Source organism: Streptomyces phaeofaciens, from assembly GCF_014648915.1.
Taxonomy (GTDB): Bacteria; Actinomycetota; Actinomycetes; order Streptomycetales; family Streptomycetaceae; genus Streptomyces; species Streptomyces phaeofaciens.
In genome coordinates, this window is the sequence record NZ_BMSA01000020.1 from 174031 (window position 1) to 196869 (window position 22839).

General features: G+C 73.0%; 18 protein-coding genes. 5 read left to right on the forward strand and 13 right to left on the reverse strand.

Features of this window, described 5'->3' with window-relative positions:
• Positions 1-110: 110 nt before the first annotated feature.
• From IE275_RS29865 to recA, 4 genes are all read right to left on the reverse strand, one after another.
• Positions 111-2660, reverse strand: coding sequence for an ABC transporter permease (locus IE275_RS29865; protein WP_189714805.1), 2550 nt, complete (start codon positions 2658-2660; stop codon positions 111-113).
• Entirely contained in the window at positions 2657-3643 is a 987-nt protein-coding gene (locus tag IE275_RS29870) for an ArsR/SmtB family transcription factor (RefSeq protein WP_229870698.1), read from the reverse strand. Before IE275_RS29870 ends, IE275_RS29865 begins: the two co-directional genes overlap by 4 nt.
• 160 nt (positions 3644-3803) lie before the next feature.
• Positions 3804-4598, reverse strand: coding sequence for a recombination regulator RecX (recX, locus tag IE275_RS29875; RefSeq protein WP_189714806.1), 795 nt, complete (start codon positions 4596-4598; stop codon positions 3804-3806).
• Positions 4599-4601: 3 nt separating this feature from the next.
• Positions 4602-5723, reverse strand: a complete 1122-nt coding sequence (gene recA / locus IE275_RS29880; RefSeq protein WP_189714808.1) for a recombinase RecA — start codon at positions 5721-5723, stop codon at positions 4602-4604.
• 368 nt (positions 5724-6091) lie between these two features.
• On the opposite strand from recA, the gene IE275_RS29885 reads away from it, so the two are divergent.
• Complete coding sequence (locus IE275_RS29885; RefSeq protein ID WP_229870700.1) at positions 6092-7027, forward strand: hypothetical protein; 936 nt, start codon at positions 6092-6094, stop codon at positions 7025-7027.
• 30 nt (positions 7028-7057) lie between these two features.
• Here IE275_RS29885 and IE275_RS29890 read toward each other — a convergent pair whose 3' ends face one another.
• Complete coding sequence (locus IE275_RS29890) at positions 7058-8314, reverse strand: AI-2E family transporter (RefSeq protein ID WP_189714810.1); 1257 nt, start codon at positions 8312-8314, stop codon at positions 7058-7060.
• Between the two features lie 60 nt (positions 8315-8374).
• Entirely contained in the window at positions 8375-8569 is a 195-nt protein-coding gene (locus IE275_RS29895; protein WP_189714812.1) for a DUF3046 domain-containing protein, read from the reverse strand.
• Positions 8570-8649: 80 nt separating this feature from the next.
• Here IE275_RS29895 and IE275_RS29900 point away from each other — a divergent pair, with 80 nt between their 5' ends.
• A complete protein-coding gene (locus IE275_RS29900) occupies positions 8650-9594 on the forward strand; it encodes a hypothetical protein (RefSeq protein WP_189714814.1) in 945 nt (314 codons plus the stop codon).
• Between the two features lie 43 nt (positions 9595-9637).
• Here IE275_RS29900 and IE275_RS29905 read toward each other — a convergent pair whose 3' ends face one another.
• Genes IE275_RS29905 through IE275_RS29915 form a run of 3 tightly spaced genes read right to left on the reverse strand, consistent with a single transcriptional unit; the run spans position 9638 to position 11585 of the window.
• Positions 9638-9946: an AzlD domain-containing protein gene (locus tag IE275_RS29905; protein WP_189714816.1), complete on the reverse strand. Its 309-nt coding sequence runs from the start codon at positions 9944-9946 to the stop codon at positions 9638-9640.
• Complete coding sequence (locus tag IE275_RS29910; protein WP_189714818.1) at positions 9943-10722, reverse strand: AzlC family ABC transporter permease; 780 nt, start codon at positions 10720-10722, stop codon at positions 9943-9945. Before IE275_RS29910 ends, IE275_RS29905 begins: the two co-directional genes overlap by 4 nt.
• On the reverse strand, positions 10635-11585 hold the full coding sequence (locus IE275_RS29915; protein WP_189714820.1) for an AraC family transcriptional regulator: 951 nt from the start codon (positions 11583-11585) through the stop codon (positions 10635-10637). The genes IE275_RS29910 and IE275_RS29915 overlap by 88 nt, the downstream gene beginning before the upstream one ends.
• Positions 11586-11798: 213 nt before the next feature.
• Between IE275_RS29915 and IE275_RS29920 the strand changes: the two genes are divergently transcribed.
• From IE275_RS29920 to IE275_RS29930, 3 genes are read left to right on the forward strand one after another with little or no spacing between them, the layout of a single operon-like run.
• Positions 11799-16802: an Lhr family ATP-dependent helicase gene (locus IE275_RS29920; RefSeq protein WP_189714822.1), complete on the forward strand. Its 5004-nt coding sequence runs from the start codon at positions 11799-11801 to the stop codon at positions 16800-16802.
• Between the two features lie 33 nt (positions 16803-16835).
• Positions 16836-17705, forward strand: coding sequence for an Fpg/Nei family DNA glycosylase (locus IE275_RS29925; protein ID WP_189714824.1), 870 nt, complete (start codon positions 16836-16838; stop codon positions 17703-17705).
• A 50-nt stretch (positions 17706-17755) separates the two neighbouring features.
• Positions 17756-18520 carry an SDR family NAD(P)-dependent oxidoreductase gene (locus tag IE275_RS29930; protein WP_189714826.1) on the forward strand — a complete coding sequence of 255 codons (765 nt, stop codon included), beginning with the start codon at positions 17756-17758 and terminating at the stop codon, positions 18518-18520.
• A gap of 749 nt (positions 18521-19269) precedes the next feature.
• Here IE275_RS29930 and IE275_RS29935 read toward each other — a convergent pair.
• The 4 genes from IE275_RS29935 to rimO all read right to left on the reverse strand — a co-directional run bounded on the left by IE275_RS29935 (position 19270) and on the right by rimO (position 22762).
• A complete protein-coding gene (locus IE275_RS29935; protein ID WP_015657463.1) occupies positions 19270-19650 on the reverse strand; it encodes a helix-turn-helix domain-containing protein in 381 nt (126 codons plus the stop codon).
• Between the two features lie 90 nt (positions 19651-19740).
• Positions 19741-20322, reverse strand: a complete 582-nt coding sequence (locus IE275_RS29940; RefSeq protein WP_189714828.1) for a CinA family protein — start codon at positions 20320-20322, stop codon at positions 19741-19743.
• Complete coding sequence (gene pgsA, locus IE275_RS29945; protein ID WP_229870702.1) at positions 20319-21284, reverse strand: CDP-diacylglycerol--glycerol-3-phosphate 3-phosphatidyltransferase; 966 nt, start codon at positions 21282-21284, stop codon at positions 20319-20321. Before pgsA ends, IE275_RS29940 begins: the two co-directional genes overlap by 4 nt.
• The gene (rimO, locus tag IE275_RS29950; protein WP_189714831.1) at positions 21281-22762 is read right to left on the reverse strand and encodes a 30S ribosomal protein S12 methylthiotransferase RimO; all 1482 of its coding nucleotides are present in this window, start codon (positions 22760-22762) and stop codon (positions 21281-21283) included. The genes pgsA and rimO overlap by 4 nt, the downstream gene beginning before the upstream one ends.
• Positions 22763-22839 lie beyond the last annotated feature (77 nt).

Sequence of the window (22839 nt, forward strand, 5' to 3'; positions counted from 1 at the left end):
CACGGGTGCACAGGCGGCAGCAGACGGTACCGGCGGCCCCCGCGCGCTCACCCTCCTGGGAACGCAAGGTAATCGTGCGCGCTCCGTCACCCAGAGGCCCGCCGCCGCCCTCATTCCCCGGCCGTCGCCACCGTCACCGCGCGGACCCGCAGGGCCACCCGGCCGGGCAGGGCGGTGGCGACGAGCGCGAGAAGCCCGGCTCCGGCGACCACGACGGCGTAGGCGAGGGGGGCGACCGCCGGGGCCGCACGGCCCGTCATGCCGACGCTGAACGCGGTCAGGACGGCCAGGGCGACGGCGCTGCCGAGCGCGGTGGCGAGGAGGAGGACGGACAACGCCTCGGTGCGCAGCATCCGCAGCACCTGACGGCGGGTCGCCCCCGCGAGCCGCAGCAGCGCGAACTCCCGCACCCGTTCGGAGACCGACATGGCGAGCGTGTTGACCACCGCGATCGCCGTGAAGGCCAGCACCAGACCCATGGCGAGGAGGTTGACCTCGGCGTTCGCCTGCTGCCGTTCGGCCTGGAGCGAGTCGGCGGCGGCCGGGGAGATCACCGAGAGTACCGGGAACTCACGCAGTGTGTTCGCGAGTTGTGTCTGTGTACGGGCCGTACTGACGAGAAGGGAGGAGGAGAGCGGGTTGTCGACGTGGCGGGCGAGGAGGCCGTGCGCGAAGGTGAGGTCGCCGAAGCCGAGCCCCCTGGCGTAGACGGCGGCGACGGTGAGTGTGGCGGGCGTGCCGTCGCCGAGCGTGAGCCTCAGGGTGCTGCCGGGTGCCAAGTGGAGCTGGTCGGCGGCCAGTTCGCTGACGGCGACCGTGTGCTCGGCGAGCCTGCCCAGAGAGCCGGCGGTCACGTCCGGGTCCCAGGTGCGGGCGAGCCCCGCAGGGGTGACGCCCTGCGCCGCGTACTTGTCGAGCCCGACCCGCACGGTCGTGCGGACGACCTCGGTGACGACGTCCTGGTCCGTACGGAGCCGCCGTGCCGCCTCGGCGGGGACACCGGGGCCCCGGGAGGCGACGACCCAGTCGGCCCGGACACCCTCGCGGGCCTGGGCGCGGGCCGCGTCACCGAGGGTGGGCTGCACGAACAGCACGGTGCACGTCATACCGATCAGCAGGGTGAGGGGCGTGACGACGGACGCCATCCGGACGGCGTTGCCCCGGAGGTGGGCGGTGGCGAGCCGGCCACCGGGACCGGTCAGCCGCAGCGGGCCGGCGAGCAGCAGCGCGGCCGCCCGGACCAGGAGCGGCCCGAGCAGGGCGACGGAGGTGGACAGGACGACAACGGCGAGGAAGGTCACGGGCGTCGAAGCGGGCTCGGTCCGCAGGACGCTCAGCAGCGCGACGAGTGCGGCTCCGCCGGCGAGCAGCAGCAGACCGGCCAGGATCCGGCCCCGGGCGGGGCGGGTGGGTTCGGCGCGGGCCTCGGCGAGCGCCTCGGCAGGACGGATCCGGGCGACCCTGCGGGAGGCGATCCGCGCGGCACCCCACGCGCCGAGCAGGGTCACGGCGACGGCGGCGAGCGGCGGGAGGACGCTCACACTGTGCTGAAGCGTGGCGGGCACGGCCCCCAGGGCGACGAACCTGCCGTGCAGCCGGCCGCCGAGCGGGATCCCGAGGGCCGCTCCCGCGGTGCCGGCGGCCGCTCCGACGATCAGGGCCTCCCGGCCGAGAAGCTTGCGAACCTGCCCGGAGGTGGCGGCGATGGCGCGCAGCAGGGCGAGTTCGCGGTGGCGCTGCTGGACGGAGAGCGCGAAGGTGCCGACGACCACGAGGACGGCCACGAGCAGCGAGGTGCCGCCCATCGCACCGCCCATGCTGACCAGCCGGGTGCGGGCCGCCGCGGCGTCCAGGAACTCGACCGGGCCACGGGTGTCGCCGACACCGACCTGGGCGCCGGTGCCGTGCAGTGCCTTCACCAGGGTCTGCCGCAGCCGGTCGAGGTCGGTCCCGGCCTCGGGCAGCACACCGAACGCGGTGACCTGCCCGGGGTGGGCGGCCAGACGACGGGCCTCCGCGGCGGAGAAGAAGAGCGCGGTCTGGTGGCGTACGGCCGTCTCCGGGGCGGCGACACCGGAGACGCGGTAGGTGCGCGGGGCCTGCGTCGACTGGACGGTGAGCCGGTCACCGGGCGCGAGGTGGGCACGCTCGGCGAGGTCGCGGTCCACGACGACATCGGTGGCGGCCTGCGGGGTGGTGCCCGCGGTGAGCCGGTACGGGGTCAGCGCGGCGGATTCCCAGGCGTGCCCGTAACCGGGCCTGTCGCCAGGCCCGCCCCGGGTCAGGCCTCCTCCGGACGGGGCCAACGGTTCGGCCAGGAAGGTCAGTTCGGGGATGACCCGGGCCACGCCGGACGTACCGGAGAGAGTGCGTTCGAGGTCGGCCGGGAGCCAGGCGCGTTCGGCGATGGGCTTGGCCTTGTGCTTGACCTTGGTCTTGCCCTTCTTGTGCTTGACGGTGGTCCGGTGGACGTTCTGGTCGGCGGAGACCACGACCGGGGTGGCCGCGTAGCGCTCGGTGCGGATGGTGCCGTGCAGCCCCGTCTCCAGGAGGGTGCCGCACGCGGTGATCAGGGCGGCCGCACACATCAGGGCGAGAAAGGCGCCGAGGAAGCCTGCCTTGCGAGCGCGGACGGTCTTCAGGGCGTAGCGCAGCATCATGGGGCTTCGGTCTCTCTTCTGTTGTGTGTGGGGTTGTGGTGGGTGGGGTTGTGATGGGTGGGGCTGTGGTGGGTCGGGTCTTGGTCGGTGGGGTCGTCGTGGGTGGGGTCGTCGTGGATGGGGTCGTCGTGGATGGGGCCGTGATCGCGGGTGTCGGGCGCGTGCGCTGGCGCAGGCTTGGGCACGGGTGTCGACTGGGGCACCGGTGTCGGCTCGGGCACGGGTGCTGGTGTCGGCGCGGGTGCCGGCTCGGGCGCGGGTGGCGGTGCCGGCTCGGGCGCGGGGAAGGCCAGGAACCGGGTGAGGAGCGTGCGTGCGCCGGGCGGGGTCTCGGATTCGGGCCGCTTGTAGCGGTTGAGGAGGGCGATGTACTCCTCGAAGAACTCGCGGAGTTCGGGCAGGGTGAGCCGGATCGTGCCGCGCGAGTAGGGGAAGGCGTCCGCCCAGGGGTCCGTGTCGGCCGCGTCCCGCTGGAGCCGCTCGAAGAGGTCCAGGTCGGCGGCGTAGGCATGGTGGTTCAGCTCATCCATGACGTGCCGCATCTCGGCGCTCTGCCGGCTGCGCGGCGGGAAACGCCGGTCGCCCGGGACCGCCCGCCACCACCGCTCCCGGTGCGCGGACGGCTCGACCCGCCGATCCTCGCGCGCACGGCCCGCCTGGCCTGCCTGGCCTGCCTGGCCTGCCTCGTCCGGACGGCCTGGCTGGCCCGACCGGTGGTCCGGTTGTCCGGTCTCCTCGACGAAGCCGTATCTGGCCAGCTCGCGCAGGTGGTAGCTGGTCGACCCGGTGTTCAGGCCGAGGGCACGGGCGAGCGTGGCCGAGGTGGCCGGGCCGTGCAGGGTGAGGTGTTCGAGCATGCGCTGCCGACGCGGCTGGGCGAGCGCCTTGAGGGTGGCGAGATCACCGAGCTCGACGGGCGCCGTGGAGGCGCGTTCCGCTGGCCGGGGCTCGTGTTCACCAGGTTCCTGGGGCGTCCGGGGCATGCGTCCACACTTGCCTGTGCACAGCTGCCTGTGCACTGCGGTGGCCCGGCGTCCTCAACGGGGGGTTATCCCCACTCCGCGATGCCCGGCCGGCCCTGACGCGGTCGGCGCCCCGCACGTCCACCGTGTCCGGAACCGAGCTCCTGGCCGCAGGGCCGGTTCAGTACTCCCCGTCCCCCAGGAACTCCGTGTCCTCACCCTCCTCCTCCAGCGCCTGCCGGACCAACCGAAGGGCCATGCCCTCGGAGTAGCCCTTGCGCGCGAGCATGCCCGCGAGGCGGCGGAGTCGTTTGTCGCGGTCGAGACCGCGGGTCGAGCGCAGCTTGCGGGCGACGAGTTCGCGGGCGGTCTCCTCCTCCCGCTCGGAGTCGAGCTGGGCGACCGCCTCCTCGATCAGCGCCGCGTCGACACCCTTGGTGCGCAGTTCCTGCGCGAGGGCGCGCCGGGCCAGGCCCCGGCCGTGGTGCCGGGACTCCACCCAGGCGTCGGCGAAGGCGCTGTCGTTGATCAGCCCGACCTCCTCGAACCGCGAGAGCACCTCCTCGGCCACCTCGTCCGGGATCTCCCGCTTGCGCAGGGCGTCCGCGAGCTGTTTGCGCGTGCGCGGGGTCCCGGTGAGCAGGCGCAGGCAGATCGCCCGTGCCCGCTCAGCCGGGTCCCCTGAAGGCTCCTCCTTCTCGGCCCTCGACGAGGAGGAAGCGCCTCCGTCCTCTGCGGACGGTTCTCCGAAGCCGCGCCGACGGCGTCCACGGCCACCCCGCGAACCACCGCCCTCGCCGCCGCGCCCCGCCCGGCCGCCACGGGGCCGGCTGTCGCCGTCCGTGCCGTCATCCGGGTACGAGCCGCCGTCCGGCCGGTCCTCGCCGTTTTGGGCGAGGCCGCCGCCGTCCCGGCCCCCCGGCTCCCATACGGTGCCGGGGCGGGCGTACTCGGCCCATTCCGTTCGTCGTGTCACGGATCAGCTCTTGGCGGCCGTGGCCTTCTTGGCGGCCTTGGCGGCGGGGGCCGGAACCGTCTTGGCGTCGTCCGCGGGGGTGCCCGGGGCGGCCGCGGCGTCCGGGCCCGACTCGGCGGCGTCCGCCGGACGCACACCGACGCCCAGCTTCTCCTTGATCTTCCGCTCGATCTCGTTGGCGAGGTCGGGGTTGTCCTTCAGGAAGTTACGGGCGTTCTCCTTGCCCTGGCCGAGCTGGTCGCCCTCGTACGTGTACCAGGCGCCGGCCTTGCGGACGAAGCCGTGCTCCACGCCCATGTCGATCAGACCGCCCTCGCGGCTGATGCCCTGGCCGTAGAGGATGTCGAACTCGGCCTGCTTGAAGGGCGGCGCGACCTTGTTCTTGACGACCTTGACGCGGGTGCGGTTGCCGACCGCGTCGGTGCCGTCCTTCAGCGTCTCGATGCGGCGGATGTCGAGGCGCACCGACGCGTAGAACTTCAGGGCACGGCCACCGGTCGTGGTCTCCGGAGAGCCGAACATCACGCCGATCTTCTCGCGGAGCTGGTTGATGAAGATCGCGGTGGTCTTGGACTGGTTGAGCGCGCTGGTGATCTTCCGCAGGGCCTGGCTCATCAGACGGGCCTGGAGACCGACGTGGCTGTCGCCCATCTCGCCCTCGATCTCCGCACGCGGGACGAGCGCGGCGACGGAGTCGATGACGATCAGGTCGAGGGCACCGGAGCGGACCAGCATGTCCACGATCTCCAGGGCCTGCTCGCCGTTGTCCGGCTGGGAGAGGATCAGGTTGTCGATGTCGACGCCGAGCTTCTTCGCGTACTCGGGATCGAGGGCGTGCTCCGCGTCCACGAAGGCGACCTGGCCGCCGGCCTTCTGCGCGTTCGCCACCGCGTGCAGCGTCAGCGTCGTCTTGCCGGAGGACTCCGGTCCGTACACCTCCACCACGCGGCCGCGCGGCAGCCCGCCGACGCCGAGGGCCACGTCGAGGGCGGTCGACCCGGTCGAGATGACCTCGATGGGCTCCATCGACCGCTCGCCCATGCGCATGACCGCGCCCTTGCCGAATTGCCGTTCAATCTGTGCGAGTGCGGCATCCAAGGCCTTCTCGCGGTCGGTTCCTGCCATGGGTTCCACCCGATTTGCTTGAGTCGATCGCTTCACGTCAAAGACGCTAACGCCTGCCACTGACAATGCGCCTCGACGCCCGTCCAGCCTGTGGATAACTCGGGTACTTCTCGGCCCGAAACGGGACGTAACACCCGTCGAGAACCTCGCCGGAGCCTCCATGAGAATGGATGTTCGATTTTCGTGTCAAGCGCACCACGCGACACTTCCGAGGCTACGTTCGCGAACCGACAGCCCCCCGACTCCGCCTCCCGCCGCACGCCCATGGCACCCCCGACACCCCCCTGGCCGGGCTACTTCCCCGGGCGTACGCCGGGTGTCTTCGGCCGGACGACGACGGCGTACGGCGGCGACGGGACGCTCGGTGCATGGACGACGAGAAGACGGTGGAGACGGCGGGAACGGCCGGGGCGGAGCAGGCGGAGCGGGCGGAGCGGACGGCGGGAGCCGCGTACGCGACCGGCCGCGGTGAGGTCGACATCGCCTCCGTACCCACACCCGTACCCACACCCGTAGCCGGACCCATATCCGGACCCGCTTCCGAGGCAGAGCCCAGCAGGCCCGCGGCCGTCAGGTCCCTGGACCGCCTCTGGGAGGCGACCGCTCTCCTCCTGGTCCTCTCCGGCCTGGTCCACCTCGTGGTCTTCGCCGTCGACGGCGGCCCCTGGGACGGGCCGGTCTCCTGGCGGAAGCCGGTGACGTTCGGGCTCTCCTTCGGGGTGACGCTCTTCGCGGTCGCCCGGGTCACGTCGTGTCTGCGTCTGGACGCGCGTGCGCGTGCCCTGCTGCTCGGCGTATTCGCAGCCGACTGTGTCGTGGAGGTCGGCGGCATCACCCTTCAGGCATGGCGGGGAGTGCCCTCGCACCTGGACATGGAGACGCCTTTCGACACCGCGGTGTCGATGACGCTCGCGGTCGGCGGTGGTGTCCTCGTGGTGCTGCTCACCGTCCTCGCGGTGGTGTCCTTCCGGCACCCGCCGACGGGACCTGCCGGGACGGCACTCGCGGTGCGCTCCGGCTTCGCGGTCCTGCTGGTCGCGCTCGCCTCGGGAGCGGCGATGATCGCACGCGGTGTCGTGCTCACCCGTACCGGTCACCAGGAGGCGGCGTACCACTCGACGGCCTCGCTGAAGCCGCTGCACGGGATCAGCCTGCACGCCGTCCTGGTGCTGCCCGCGCTGGCCTGGCTGCTGTCCCGTACGCCCTGGAGCGCGCGCGTACGGTGGCGGATCGTGGCCGTCGCGGTGGGCTGCTACTGGGCCGCGGTCGCCGCGGCCGGCGTGTGGGCCGTGCTCACGTACTGACGCCGGGCCCCCGGGATCGGGCCCGCGAAGTCAGCCGGTGCCGTTCCCCGGCCCGCTCGACCGCTGCCGTGCCCGCGCCCACACGCGCCGCGCGCGGGTGAGCGGGTTCGGGCCCTCGCCGCGACGCCGGTGGCCGTGGACGCGGGGGTCGTCCGTGACGTCGTACCGCTTCACGTAGGCGCCCAGGAACGCCTGGAGCGTGGCGACCGCCGGGATCGAGATCAGCGCGCCGACGGCGCCGAGGAGGGCGGTGCCCGCGATGACCGAGCCGAAGGCGACCGCCGGATGGATGTCGACGGTCTTGGAGGTCAGCTTGGGCTGGAGGATGTAGTTCTCGAACTGCTGGTAGACCACAACGAAGATCAGCACCCACAGCGCGTACAGCGGCGAGACCGTGAACGCGATCAGCATGGGCAGGGCACCCGCGAGATAGGTGCCGATGGTGGGGATGAACTGCGAGACCACACCCACCCACATGGCGAGCACGGGCGCGTACGGGATGCCGAGGGCCTCGAGGAGTACGTAGTGCGCGACTCCCGAGATCAGTGCCATCAGCCCGCGTGAGTACAGGTAGCCGCCGGTCTTGTCGACGGCGATCTCCCAGGCGCGCAGCACCTCGGCCTGCTTGGCGGGCGGCAGGACGGAGCACAGGGCACGGCGCAGTCGTGGTCCGTCGGCGGCGAAGTAGAACGAGAACAGCGCGATCGTCAGCAGCCGGAAGAGGCCGCCCAGGACCTGCGTGGAGACGTCCAGGACGCCGGCGGCGCTGTTCTGGGCGTACTTCCTCAGCCAGTCCGAGTGGAGGAGGCCCTCCTGGATGTCGACGCGCCGCAGTTCGGTGTGGAACGTCGTGTTGACCCAGTTGATCACCGAGTCGAGGTACTCCGGGAAGCCCTCGATCATCTTGATGATCTGGCCCGCGAGCATCGAGCCGAGGAGCGTGAAGAACCCGGCGACCACGATCAGCAGGCCGAAGAAGACCAGGAAGGTGGCGAAGCCCCGGCGCATGCCGCGGGCGGCCAGCCGGCTCACCGCGGGTTCCGCGGCGAGGGCCAGGAAGAACGCTATGAGGATGTTCAGCAGCAGGCCTATGAGCTGGTGGAAGGCCCAGGTGCCCAACTGGAACACCCCGACGAGGGCCAGCGCCAGCACCATGGCGCGCGGGAGCCAGCGCGGCATGCGCGCGGCCTGTCCCGCGACGCCGCCCTCCGGGGGTTCGGGGGGCGGCGTCGTGCCGGTCTGGGGTGCCTGCCGGGCTGACTGCCCGGGCTCGTCAGTGGGTGCCACGGAGCAAGTCTCGCCTACGCCACCGACAGACGGGGAGCCGCCTGCGATCTCCGTGACGGATCAGCGCATCTCCTGGGGAACGTTCATCGCCACGCACACCACGCGCCACACGTCCTTGGCCTCCCAGCCGTTCGCCAGCGCCTCGTGCACCGTGCGTCCGCCCAGTTCCGTCATCACGTGATCGCGCGCGAAGGTGTCGGCGTACCCCGTGCCGAAGTGCTCGTCCATTCGCTGCCAGAAGACCGTCAACCGCATGACACCAGTATCCCGCGCCTGGGGGTGGCCCCCCGCCGGTACCGCCTGCCGAGAACGCTTTCCGTCCTACGGTCTGACGTATGGCCGAACCCGGAGCATCCCCACTCCCCCCGACGCCCACGGCGCACTCCCCGCTCTTCCGCGCCGAGCACTTCGTCTGGCTCACCGCGCGCGTGCTGGAGCAGCGCCTGTTCGCGTACCACTTCCTGCACGGCGGTGCCGATCCCGTCGAGACCGCCCTCGACGCCCATCTCAACGACGACGGCGGGTACGGCCACGCGCTGGAACCCGATCTGCGCGGCCCCGTCAGCCAGCCTCTGCACACCGCGCACGCGCTGCGCGTCCTGGACTCCATCGGGCGCTGCGGCGGGCAGCGCGTGGAGCGCGTGTGCCGCTACCTCACCGCCGTCTCCACCGCCGACGGAGCGCTGCCGGCGATCCATCCCGGCCAGCGTGGATACCCGGCGGCGCCGTTCGTCCCGATCGTGGACGACCCGCCCAGCGACCTGCTGGCCACCGGGCCCGTGGTGGGCCTGCTGCACCGCAACGACGTGTGGCACGCCTGGTTGTTCCGGGCCACGGACTTCTGCTGGCAGGCCGTGGACGCCCTGGAGAAGTCCCATCCGTACGAGGTGGAGGCCGCCGTGGCCTTCCTGGACGCCGTTCCCGACCGCCCGCGCGCGCAGGCGGCCGCCGACCGCCTGGGCCGGCTGGTGCGCGAACAGCGCCTGGTCGCCCTGGACCCGGACCGGCTGGAGGAGTTCCCCGTCGCGCCCGGGTACGCGCCCGGCGAGCACCACTTCCCGCACGACTTCGCGCGGACACCGCACTCCCTCGCGCGCGCGTGGTTCACGGACGACGAGATGGCGCGCTCCCTGGACTTCCTCACCGGCGATCAGCAGGAGGACGGGGGCTGGCCGATCCGCTGGCGCCGCTGGGCACCCGCGCCGGTCATGGAGGCCCGGCCCATGGTGACGATCGAGGCGCTGCGCACCCTGAGGGCCTACGGCCGGGCCATCGGCTGACTCCCGGGAGGGCGGCGGGGTCGGGTCCCGAAGGCGCCCGCCCTCAGCCGCCCAGCGCCCGTACGCCCGCCGTGACCACCACGGCGGCCGCGACGACCAGCAGGAAGGGCGCCCGCAGCACCAGTGCCACGGCTGCCGCGGCGAGCCCCGCCGCCCTCGCGTCCAGTACCAGCGTGTGCCCGTCGGCGAAGGTCTGCTGAGCCGTGAGGGCGGCGAGCAGGGCGACGGGGAGCAGCGCCGCGAGGCGGCGCACGAGGGGCCGTTCCAGGGCCCCTGCGGGCACGAGCAGCCCGGCGAGCTTGACGGCGTAGCAGCCGAGGGCGGTCGCCCCGATCGCGATCCAGATGGTCACCGCTGTCCTCCTCGCCCGTCGGAGGGAGCGTCCTCGTCCCCCGGCTCCGTCCCGTCGGTCCGGCCTCCGCTGCGCCGGCCCTCGGCGTACAGCACGACCGGCGCGGCGAGCGCGGCCGCCAGGACAGGCACTCCGGCGGGCAGCACGGGCAGCAGCCCGAGGCCCAGCAGGACCGCGAGGCCGGCGACGGTCCGCTCGGTGGCGGTCCGCAGCATGGGCGCGAGCAGCGCGAGGAAGACGGCGGGACCGGCGGCGTCGAGCCCCCACGCGTCCGTGTCCCCGATGGCCTCGGCGCCCAGCGCGCCCAGCAGGGTGGTGAGGTTCCACAGCACGTACAGGCTCAGCCCGGTGACGGCGAACCCGATCCGCGCGGAGCGCCGTCCGGACTGGGCCAGTGAGACGGCCGCCGTCTCGTCGATCACCCACTGCGCGGCGAACGGACGCACCGCGCGCGGGAGGGCCAGCAACTGCGACAGGCGCAGCCCGTAGAAGGCGTTGCGCACGCCCAGGAAGAACGCGCCGGCGGCCGCCGTCAGCGGGTTGCCGCCGGCCGCGAGCGCGCCGACGAGCGCGAACTGGGACGCGCCGGTGAACACCAGGAGGCTCAGGGCACAGGTCTGCCACACGGTGAGCCCGCTGCCCGCCGAGGTCACCCCGAAGGCGAACCCGGAGAGTCCTACGGCGACCCCTACTCCGAGGGCGTCTCGTACGACGGCGGAGTCCGGCCTTCCCGCGCCGTCGGCGCGTATGTCTGCGAGAGCTGTCTGTTCTGCCACACGGAGGACGGTAGGAGCAGCCGCCCGCGCGCGTCTTGTACGTTCTTGCGCTCGCGCTGGTACGCGCCCGGAGGCACGCCCACGATCCGCGCGAAGTGACGGTTGAGGTGCGGCTGGTCGGTGAAGCCCACCACGACGGCCGCCTCGGCGGGTGCCGTCCCCGCGTCCAGCAGCCGCCGTGCCCGCCGCACGCGCGCGTCGGTCAGCCAGGTGTGGGGCGGCATGCCGTACGCGTCACGGAAGGCCCTCAGCAGCGCGAACGGGCTGGTCCCCAGGTCCGCGGCGAGCTGCTCCAGGGTCGGCGGTTCGGTCATCCGCTCCTCCAGCACGGCACGCGCGCGTGCAGCGATCCGCGCGCCGGCCGTGCGCACCTCCCGCTGCGGCAGCGGTCCGCCGTTGAGCCGCAGCAGCCGGGTCACGGCCACCCTCAGCAGGGTGTCGGCGGCCAGCGCGTTGCCCTCGTCGGCGGCGCGGAGCACCTGGTGCACCAGGCTCACGGTGTAGGGGTCGTCGAGTACGGGACGGACGAATCCCGGGGTGCCGCGCAAGGTCGTCGTCTCGGCCGCGATCCCGGCGACGACCTCGGGCGCCGGGTACACCGCCCCGTACTTCCAGCCCTCCGGGACACCGGCGCGCCCGGTGTGCGGGGTGTCCGGGTTGACCAGCGCGAGGGCGCCGGCGCCCGCGTACTGGTCGGCGCCACCGTGATGGAAGACCTCGACGCCGTCGGCGATGGCCGCGATGACGAAGTGCTCGTGAGTGTGCCGGACGAACGTCTTCCGGATGTACCGGGCACGCAGCAGATCGACCCCGGGCAGCTCGGCGTACCGCCAGTGCCGCGCCAGCTCACCCGAACGTGCCATGCCCCCATTCTCCGCGACGGCCCCACCGCCACATCACAGCGGCCCGGAACCATCCCGCCGCCACGTCACCACAGCTCAGGCCCACCCCCGTCCCCACATCACAGCAGCGCAGACCCACCCCCGCCATCACGTCACCACAGCTCAGGCCCACCCCCCGCCCCCACATCTCCGCAGCTCAGCCCCATTGTCAGTGGGCGGGTGCAGGATGGACGCATGGTCAGCTCCGCACACCGAGCCCTCGACGGCTTCTCCCCCGCGACCCGCGGCTGGTTCACGGGGGCGTTCTCCGCGCCCACCGCGGCCCAGGCGGGCGCGTGGCAGGCCATCGGCGCGGGTTCGGACGTGCTGGTGGTGGCCCCGACCGGCTCCGGCAAGACCCTGGCCGCCTTCCTCGCCGCCCTCGACCAGCTCGCCTCGACACCCCCGCCGGCCGACCCCAGGAAGCGCTGCCGGGTTCTGTACGTCTCCCCGCTCAAGGCCCTCGCGGTCGATGTCGAGCGCAACCTCCGCAGCCCGCTGACCGGCATCCGCCAGGAGTCCGTCCGCCTGGACCTGCCCGAGCCGGAGGTCAGGGTCGGCATCCGCTCCGGCGACACCCCGGCCGCCGAGCGCCGCGCGCTCGCCACGCGCCCTCCGGACATCCTGATCACCACCCCGGAGTCCCTGTTCCTGATGCTGACGTCGGCCACCCGCGACGCGCTGACAGGCATCGAGACCGTGATCCTGGACGAGGTGCACGCGGTCGCGGGCACCAAGCGCGGCGCGCACCTCGCGCTCTCCCTGGAGCGGCTGGACGAACTGCTGCCCAGGCCGGCCCGCCGCATCGGCCTCTCGGCGACCGTCCGCCCGGTCGACGAGATCGCCCGCTATCTCTCGCCGCACCGCAAGGTGGAGATCGTCCAGCCGAAGTCGGGCAAGGAGTTCGACCTCTCGGTCGTCGTCCCGGTGGAGGATCTGGGCGAGCTGGGCGGCTCCCCGGTCGCCGACGGCTCCGAGGGAGCCGAGCGCCCGTCGATCTGGCCGCATGTCGAGGAGCGGATCGCCGACCTCGTCCAATCCCACCGCTCGACGATCGTCTTCGCCAACTCCCGCCGCCTCGCCGAGCGCCTGTGCAACCGGCTCAACGAGATCGCCTACGAGCGGGCGACCGGCGAGCCCCTCGACGAGCACCACGCGCCGGCCGAGCTGATGGGCGGCTCGGGCGCCGCCCAGGGCGCCCCGCCCGTCATCGCGCGCGCCCACCACGGCTCGGTTTCCAAGGAACAGCGCGCCCTGGTCGAGGAGGACCTGAAGGCGGGCCGGCTGCCCGCCGTCGTCGCCACCTCCAGCCTCGAGCTGGGCATCGACATGGGAGCCGTCGACCTGGTGGTCCAGGTGGAGTCCCCGCCCTCCGTCGCCTCCGGTCTCCAGCGCGTCGGCCGCGCGGGCCACCAGGTCGGCGCGGTCTCCACCGGCGTCGTCTTCCCCAAGTACCGCGGCGACCTCGTCCAGGCGGCGGTGGTCACCGAGCGGATGCGCACCGGCTCGATCGAGTCGCTGAAGGTCCCCGCCAACCCGCTGGACGTCCTGGCCCAGCAGCTGGTGGCCATGACGGCACTGGACACCTGGCAGGTCGACGACCTGCTCACCACGGTCCGCCGCGCCGCACCGTTCGCCTCGCTCCCGGAGTCGGCGTTCACGGCCGTCCTGGACATGCTCGCCGGCCGCTACCCGTCCGACGCGTTCGCCGAACTGCGCCCGCGCGTGGTGTGGGACCGCGTGGCCGGCACGATCACCGGCCGGCCCGGCGCCCAGCGCCTCGCGGTCACCTCCGGGGGCACGATCCCGGACCGCGGCCTGTTCGGCGTCTTCCTGGCGGGCGCCGACCCCAAGAAGGGCGGCGGCCGCGTCGGCGAGCTGGACGAGGAGATGGTCTACGAGTCCCGGGTCGGCGACGTCTTCACGCTCGGCACGAGCTCCTGGCGCATCGAGGACATCACCCGCGACCGCGTGCTGGTCTCCCCGGCCCCAGGAGTCCCGGGCCGCCTGCCCTTCTGGAAGGGCGACCAGCTGGGCCGCCCGCTGGAGCTGGGCCGCGCGGTGGGCGCTTTTCTGCGCGAGGTCGGCTCCCTGCCCAAGGACGACGCCCGGCTCCGTCTGCTCACCGCGGGCCTGGACGCCTGGGCGGCCGACAATGTGCTCTCCTACCTGGACGAACAGCGCCAGGCCTGCGGCCACGTCCCGGACGACCGCACGATCGTCGTGGAGCGCTTCCGCGACGAACTGGGCGACTGGCGGGTCGTCGTCCACTCCCCCTTCGGAGCCCAGGTCCACGCCCCCTGGGCCCTCGCCCTCGGCGCCAAGCTCTCCGAGCGGTACGGCATGGACGCCCAGGTCATGCATGCCGACGACGGCATCGTGCTGCGGCTGCCGGACGCGGACCTCATGGGCCTGGACCTGCTCGACCAGGAGCCCCGCGAGGCGGGCGCCCCCTTCCACCCGGCGGGCGACGCCGAGCAGGCCCCGGTCGGCGCGGCGGACGTCGTCTTCGACAAGGGCGAGGTCGACCAGATCGTCACCGACCAGGTCGGCGGCTCCGCCCTGTTCGCGGCCCGCTTCCGCGAGTGCGCCGCCCGCGCGCTGCTGCTCCCCCGTCGCAACCCCGGCAAGCGCACCCCGCTGTGGCAGCAGCGTCAGCGGGCGGCGCAACTGCTCCAGGTGGCGAGCGAGTTCGGCTCGTTCCCGATCGTCCTGGAGGCGGTCCGCGAGTGCCTCCAGGACGTCTTCGACGTCCCCGGGCTCGTGGAGCTGATGGGCGACCTGGAATCCCGCAAGGTCCGCCTGGTGGAGGTCACCACCCCGGAGCCCTCCCCGTTCGCACGCTCCCTCCTCTTCGGCTACGTCGCCCAGTTCCTGTACGAGGGTGACTCGCCGCTCGCCGAGCGCCGCGCCGCCGCCCTCTCCCTGGACTCCCGGCTGCTGGCCGAGCTGCTGGGCCAGGCGGAACTGCGTGAGCTGCTCGACGCCGAGGTCCTCACCGAGCTGGAGCGGGAACTGCAGTGGCTCACCGAGGACCGCCGGGCGAAGGACGCGGAGAGCGTCGCGGACCTGCTGCGCCTGCTGGGGCCGCTCACCGACGCCGAACTGGCCGAGCGCGGCGCCGAACCGCAGTGGGCGCCGGAGCTGGCGCGCGCCCGCCGCGCGATCAGGGTCCGGATCGCCGGCGCCGACCACTGGGCGGCGATCGAGGACGCGGGCCGACTGCGCGACGCACTCGGCACGGCACTGCCGGTGGGTGTGCCGGAGGCCTTCACGGAACCGGCGAAGGATCCCCTCGGTGACCTCCTCGCCCGCCACGCCCGCACCCACGGCCCCTTCACCTCGACGACCGCGGCCGCCCGCTTCGGCCTCGGCGTCGCGGTCACCGAGGGCGCCCTCCAGCGGCTCGCGGCAGGGGGACGCGTCGTCCAGGGCGAGTTCCATCCGGCGGGCATCGGTCAGGAGTGGTGCGACGCGACCGTGCTGCGCCGACTGCGCCGCCGCTCGCTGGCCGCCCTCCGACATGAACTCGAACCGGTCCCGCCGCCCGCGCTCGCCCAGTTCCTGCCCCAGTGGCAGCACATCGGCAAGGGCCACTCCCTGCGCGGCATCGACGGCCTGGTGCGCGCGATCGAGCAGCTCCAGGGCGCGTCGGTACCCGCCTCGGCCCTGGAGAAGCTGGTTCTGCCCTCCCGCGTGACGGGCTACGCCCCGGCGATGCTCGACGAGCTCACCTCGGCCGGAGAGGTCGTCTGGGCCGGCGCGGGCGCCCTCCCCGGCAAGGACGGCTGGGTCTCCCTCTACATGGCGGACGCGGCGCCCCTGCTCCTGCCCCCGCCCCACCCCCTGGAGCTGACGGCGCTCCACCAGTCCGTGCTGGACACCCTGTCCGGCGGCTACGGCCTGTTCTTCCGTCAGATCGCCGACCAGATCCGCGCCACCACGCACCCCGACGCCACCGACCCCCAGCTCGCCGACGCCGTCTGGGATCTGAGCTGGTCCGGCCGACTCACCAACGACACCCTCGCCCCGATGCGGTCCCTGCTCGGCTCCGGCCGCACCGCAGGCGCCACGGCCCACCGCGCCAAACGCACGGTCCCGCGCGGCCGTTACGGGTCGCTGACGGCCGCCGCCCGCCCTGCCTCGCGCACCGGCCCCCCGACCGTCGCCGGCCGCTGGTCCCTGCTCCCGGCGCACGAGCCCGATCCCACCGTCCGCGCCCATGCCCTCGCCCGCACGCTCCTCGACCGGCACGGCGTGGTGACCAGGGGCGCGGTCGCCGCCGAGGGCGTCGAGGGCGGCTTCTCGGCGACGTACCGGATCCTGTCCGCCTTCGAGGAGAGCGGCCAGGCCCGGCGCGGCTATGTCGTCGAGGGCCTCGGCGCCGCCCAGTTCGCGATGGACGGCGCCGTGGACCGGCTGCGCGCGGTGGCCAACGCCCGCGACCGCGGCGAGCCCCTCCCCGGCCCGGCCGGAGGCCCGGCCCCCACCCCCGCCGGCTTCCCCGACGACCCGACCTCCGCCGGCTTCCCGTCCGGCTCACCCGACGGCTTCCCGTCCGAGGACCTCGGCTGGGACACGGCCGGCCTCGACGACCCCTTCGCCTCTCCACCGGCCGCTCCCGGCGAGTGGGTGTCCCCCCGGGACTTCGCCTCCCCGGGCGCGGGCGGCCCCCGAGGCGGCGGCCCGACCTCCCCGACCTCCCCGTACGCCCCGACCTCCCCGTACGCCCCGGGCTCCCCGTACGACCCGGCGTACGCCGGCCCCCGAGGCAATGGCCGTACTCGCGACTCCTCCTCCGCCTCCCGGGCGGTCGTCCTCGCCGCCGCCGACCCGGCGAACGCGTACGGCGCCGCCCTGCCCTGGCCCGAGCCGCCGACCGGCGCCGGGCACAAGGCGGGCCGGAAGGCGGGTTCCCTGGTGGTCCTCGTCGACGGCGAGCTGACGCTCTACATGGAGCGCGGCGGCAAGACCCTGCTGGCCTGGCCCTCCGCTCCGGACGGCGCGGACACCCCCACCGACGACGACCGACTGCACACCGCGGCGGAGGCCCTCGCCCTGGCCGCCCGCGCGGGTTCCCTCGGTACGGTCACGGTGGAGCGGGTCAACGGCGCCTCGGCCCTGACCTCCCCCATCGGCACCCTGCTGGAAGGAGCCGGCTTCATCGCCACACCCCGCGGCCTGCGCCTGCGCGCATGACCGGCCGCCCCCGCCCCGTGCCACCCTTGACCCATGCCCGAAGGTGACACGGTCTGGCAGACGGCGGCGCGGCTGCACGGCGCCCTCGCGGGCAAGGTGCTGACCCGCTCCGACCTCCGTGTGCCCAAGTACGCCACCGCCGACCTCACCGGCCGCACCGTCCTGGACGTCACCCCGCGCGGCAAACACCTGCTCACCCGTATCGAGGGCGGCCTCACGCTCCACTCGCATCTGCGGATGGACGGCTCCTGGAAGATCTACGCCCACGACCAGCGCTGGACCGGCGGCGCGGCCCACCAGATCCGCGCGATCCTCGGCACCCACGACCGCACGGCCGTCGGCTACCGCCTCCCCGTCCTCGACCTGCTGCGCACCAGCGAGGAACAGCGAGCCGTGGGCCACCTCGGCCCCGACCTCCTGGGCCCCGGCTGGAACCCCGACCTGGCCCTGGCCAACCTGCTCTCCGACCCCGTCCGCCCCCTCGGCGAGGCCCTCCTCGACCAGCGCAATCTCGCCGGCATCGGCAACGTCTACAAGAGCGAGCTGTGCTTCCTGCTCGGCGTCACCCCCTGGCTCCCCGTCGGCGCGCTCCCCGCCGACCGCGCCGCGAAACTGCCCGCACTCGCCAAGCGGCTCCTGGAGGCCAACCGCGACCGCCCGGTCCGCACCACGACCGGCCGCCGCGGCCAGGACCTGTTCGTCTACGGCCGTGCGGCCCGCCCCTGTCTGCGCTGCGGCACCCCCGTCCGGGCGGCCGACCAGGGCGACGGCTCCCGCGAACGCCCCACCTACTGGTGCCCCACCTGCCAGCCGGGGCCCGCACCGGCACCCGGTTCCCCACCGACCCGCCGGGTCCGTCCCGTACGTCCCGTTCGCCCCGGCCGCCCCCGCACCGCCGATTGACCGACCGCGGCTAATTGACTGACCGTCAGAAACTCTCGTACCGTCCCCTCATGGGCGTGAAGGCGTACGACCTCACCGGACGAACCGCGTTCGTCACCGGCGCCGCGAGCGGGATCGGCCGCGCCTGCGCCGTACTTCTCGCCGGAGCCGGCGCCATCGTGCACGGCGCGGATCTCGACGCGCCGGGCCTGCACGAGACCGCGACCCTCATCAAGGACCTCGGCGGGACCGCCCGCACGCACCATCTCGACGTCACCGACCGGGTCCAGGTCCGGCAGGCGGTCGAGTCCTGCGAGCGCCTGGACGTGATGGCCGCCGTCGCCGGGATCATGCACCGCAGCCCCGTCCTGGAGACCCGCGACGAGGACCTCGACCGGGTCCTGAACGTCAACTTCAAGGGTGTGCTGTACGCCTGCCAGGAGGCCGCCCGCCTGATGATCGCGCACGACAGCGGCGGCAGCATCGTCACCATGGCCTCGGGAGCCGTGGACACCGGCGGGCCCGGACTGCTCTGCTACGGAGCCGCGAAAGCGGCCGTGGTCCAGCTGACGAAGACCCTCGCGAACGAGGTCGGCCGGTACGGCATCAGGGTCAACGCCGTCGCCCCGGGATGGATCCGCACCCCCATGACCGACCGCCACGACGCCGACGCACAGGAGCACACCGAGGCGCTCATGTCGCGTATGTCACCCCTCGGCAGAGTGGGCGCCCCCGAGGACGTCGCCCATGCCGTCCTGCATCTGGCCTCGGACGCGTCGGCCTTCACCACGGGCCAGATCCTCCGCCCGAACGGCGGCGTGGCCATGCCCTGGTGACCTCGCCCCACGGCCCGCTGGCACGCGACGCACCCGCACCCGCGGTCCACCCCACCCCCTGTCCACCCCATCCGAGGCACACGCCCCACAACCCACCGCGCAAAGCACGCACCCCGCCTCACCAGGCGCACCCGCGCCCAGCAGCCCACCCCGCCACGCTCACCCGCACCCCACCCTCGCCCGCCGCACCCCGCCCTACGCGCCCACACCTCCAGCGCCCCCACCCTGCTCACCCGCACCCGCAGACCCGCCCGCACCCGCACACCCGCCCGCACCGGCCTCCCCGCCCAAGCGCCAAGCCACCCCCCACCGCCCCACGTCAACCGCTCCCACAGCGTGCGCCCTGGCCGTGCAGTGCACCGGCAGCAGGCTCAGCCCCCACCCGCCGACGACGACCGCCCCCTCCAGCACCCCGGCATCGGGCGCCACCGCCAGCCGGACCGCGGCCCACCACCACACGGCACCGAGTCCCAGAGCGGCCGCCCGGCGCAGTATCCGGCCCTCCATGACGCTCACCTCCCGCACGGAGCCCACGGCACCCACCACGCCCACGGCGCCCCTCCACGATGACCGCAGCCCCCGGTACCGGCAAACGCATCCGGGCGGGGGCCCAGGAGCGGCCTCGCCTCCCCCTCGTGTCCCCCAGGACGCGAAAAACCCCGACCGCACTCCTCCGGGTCTCCCCGGAGAAGCCCCGGCCGGGGCTTCACACTCACGCGTCGGTGCTCACACACCCACGCGCGTGAACCTCACGCGGCGACCACGTCCACCGCCTCGGCGGGTGCCTTGATGGTCACCCGCTCCGGCGGCACACCGGTCACCGACACGGAACCCAGCATCGGACGAACCGACGTGGGCACAGGCTCGCTGGGGGTGGCCGCAGCAGACTGGGCCAGCTCGGCGAGGGCGAGCTCGTCGCTCACTTCCCGCATGAGCTCGGACATCCGTACGTCCAGCGCGTCGCAGATGGCAGAGAGCAGCTCGGAGGATGCCTCCTTCTGCCCCCGCTCCACCTCGGAGAGATAGCCGAGTGAGACTCGGGCGGACGAGGAGACTTCGCGCAGAGTACGGCCCTGGCGCTGGCGCTGCCGACGCAGCACGTCACCCAGCAGGCGACGGAGCAGAATCATCGGTGGCTCCCTCCTCGGACCGCGTAGCCGCATCCTTCACGCCCCACCGTACCGCCTTGCGCTGCGGCCGTGCGGGGAGCGATGTCGTGTTCACTCAGGGCTGCAAACATCAAAACCCCCCGTTCTGTTCCGTATCCTGTGCCCGTCCGTATCCTGTGCCCGCTCATTCCCGGTGTGTTCGCCCGCAAGCTCTGTCAGAAGCAGTGCGAGTACGCTCCGTACACTCTCTCTACGAATTTCCGCGCGGTCGCCGTTCAACCTCAGGGCCTCCACTTTTCCGCCAGGGGCGGAACCCGGATCCGGCCCGAACGGACCGTCCACGGCCACGAAAACCGTGCCGACGGGCTGCCCGTCCTGGGGGTCGGGGCCGGCCACACCGGTGGTCGCGACGCCCCAGTCGGCGCCCAGCGCCTTGCGTACGCCGGCCGCCATCTGTGCCGCGACCTGCGGATCCACGGCCCCACGGCTGGCCAGCAGGTCGGCGTCGACACCGAGCAGTTCATGCTTGAGAGCGGTGGCGTAGGCCGTGACCGACCCCCGGAAGACCTTGGAGGCCCCGGGGACCGATGTGATCTCCGCCGCGACCAGGCCACCCGTCAGCGACTCCGCCACGGCCAGCGTCCCGCCGCTGACCGTGAGTAGTCGCACCACGTCAGTGGCCGTGGAATTCACGCTTGTGTCTCCTCCGAAGCGGCCTGGCGCTCGGCGATTCCCTGCCTGCGCAGCACAATGGCCTGTCTCACATAGTCCAGCCCGGTCACCACGGTCAGGACGACCGCCGCGGCCATCACCCACCAGCGCAGAGTGGCCAGCCATCCCGTCAGCGCCAGGACGTACATGCCCACGGCCACGCCCTGGGTGAGCGTCTTGAGCTTGCCGCCCCGGCTCGCCGGGATCACGCCGTACCGGATGACGATGAAACGCAGCAGCGTGACGCCGAGTTCCCGGCCGAGGATCACGATCGTCACCCACCACGGCAGGTCGCCGAGCGAGGAGAGGCAGATCAGCGCCGCTCCCATGATCGCCTTGTCGGCGATGGGGTCGGCGATCTTCCCGAAGTCGGTGACGAGGTTGTAGCGCCGCGCCAGGTGCCCGTCGAACAGGTCGGTGATCATGGCGATGGCGAAGGCCGCCCAGGCGAGCGAACGCCACGCCGGGTCGTACCCGCCGTCGGCCAGCATCAGCGCGACGAAGCCGGGCACCAGGATCAGCCGCAGCATCGTCAGCAGATTGGCGATGTTCCAGACGCTCGCCTGGTTGACGGCCGCGGCCGCCAGCTTCCCGCCCCGCGGCGCCTTGACGGCGGCATCGGACGGATCGACGACCTCACCGGCCTCGACACCCGAGGAACCGGAAGAACCGGAAGAACCGGAAGAACCCGAGGAGCCTGAGGCGCCAGAAGAACCGGTGGAACCCAAAGAGCCGGAGGACCCCACAGAATCCGAGGAACCGGAGGAACCCGAGGACCCCAGGGAACCCACGGCTCCCGAGGAACCGGAACCGCCGGAGGCCCCGGCGACCGCGGCCGAGCCGGCGACGGCAGACGACACCTCGGCCTCCGACACCTCTGCCGCGGCGGCGGCCCCCTTCGCCCGCGCGGAGCCGCCCGCAGCCGACGCCGGAACACCCGTCATCTGCCCGCCTCCTCACTACACCCGAACGAGCCCGGAAGAGGCTCGGCCACCAGGTCGACACCCTCCGTACCGACCACCTTCGCCTCGACCATACGGCCGACGCTCAGGCCTTCGCCCGATGTGAGCAGCACCTGTCCGTCCGTCTCCGGCGCCTGGTGCGCGCCCCGGCCGTACACGCCCTCCTCGTCCAGGGACTCCACGAGCACGTGGACCGTCTCGCCCACGCGCTCCTCGGCACGCTGCGAGACCAGCTCCTCCGCGAGCCGGGAGACCTGGGCGAGGCGCTCGGCGACGACGTCCTCGTCGAGCTTGTCGCCGTAGGTCGCGGCCTCGGTGCCCTCCTCGTCGGAATATCCGAAGACGCCGATGGCGTCCAGCCGGGCGCCGTTCAGGAACCGCTCCAGCTCGGCGAGGTCGGCCTCGGACTCGCCGGGGAAGCCCACGATGAAGTTGGAGCGCACGCCCGCCTGGGGCGCCTTGCTCCGGATGGTGTCGAGCAGCTCGAGGAAGCGGTCGGTGTCGCCGAAGCGGCGCATCGCCCGCAGCACGCCGGGCGCGGAGTGCTGGAAGGACAGGTCGAAGTAGGGCGCGATCTTGGGCGTGGAGGTCAGCACGTCGATCAGGCCGGGACGCATCTCGGCGGGCTGGAGGTAGCTGACCCGCACCCGCTCGAGGCCGTCGATGTCGGCCAGCTCGGGCAGCAGGGACTCCAGCAGCCGGATGTCGCCGAGGTCCTTGCCGTAGGAGGTGTTGTTCTCCGAGACCAGCATGATCTCCTTGACCCCCTGTTCGGCCAGCCAGCGTGTCTCGTTCAGCACATCGCTGGGCCGGCGCGAGATGAAGGAGCCGCGGAAGGACGGGATGGCGCAGAAGGAGCAGCGCCGGTCGCAGCCGGAGGCAAGCTTGACCGAGGCGACCGGGGCGCCGTCGAGCCGGCGGCGCAGCGGCGCGCGGGGGCCGGACTGCGGGGCGAGGCCCTCGGGCAGGTCCACGGGGAGGTCGACGGGAGCGCCGTGCCCGGGCAGGGCGACGTCGGTCGCCGACTGCCGCTCGGCCGGGCTGATCGGCAGCAGCTTGCGCCGGTCGCGCGGGGTGTGGGAGGCGTGGATGCCGCCGTTCAGGATGGTCTGGAGGCGGTCGGAGATGTCGGCGTAGTCGTCGAAGCCGAGGACTCCGTCGGCTTCGGGGAGGGCTTCGGCAAGTTCCTTGCCGTACCGCTCGGCCATGCAGCCCACCGCCACGACGGCCTGGGTTCTGCCGTGACCCTTGAGGTCATTGGCTTCCAGGAGGGCGTCGACGGAGTCCTTCTTGGCGGCCTCGACGAAGCCACAGGTGTTGACGACGGCGACGTCCGCGTTCTCGGCGTCCTCCACGAGGTGCCAGCCGTCCGCCTCCAAACGGCCTGCGAGCTCCTCCGAGTCCACCTCGTTACGGGCGCAGCCAAGGGTGACGAGTGCGACGGTACGGCGTTCAGGCATGGGCTCAAGACTACTTTGTCCCACCGACACCGAACGTCGACGGGGTTGGCGATCTTCGCCAACCCCGTTTACCGCAG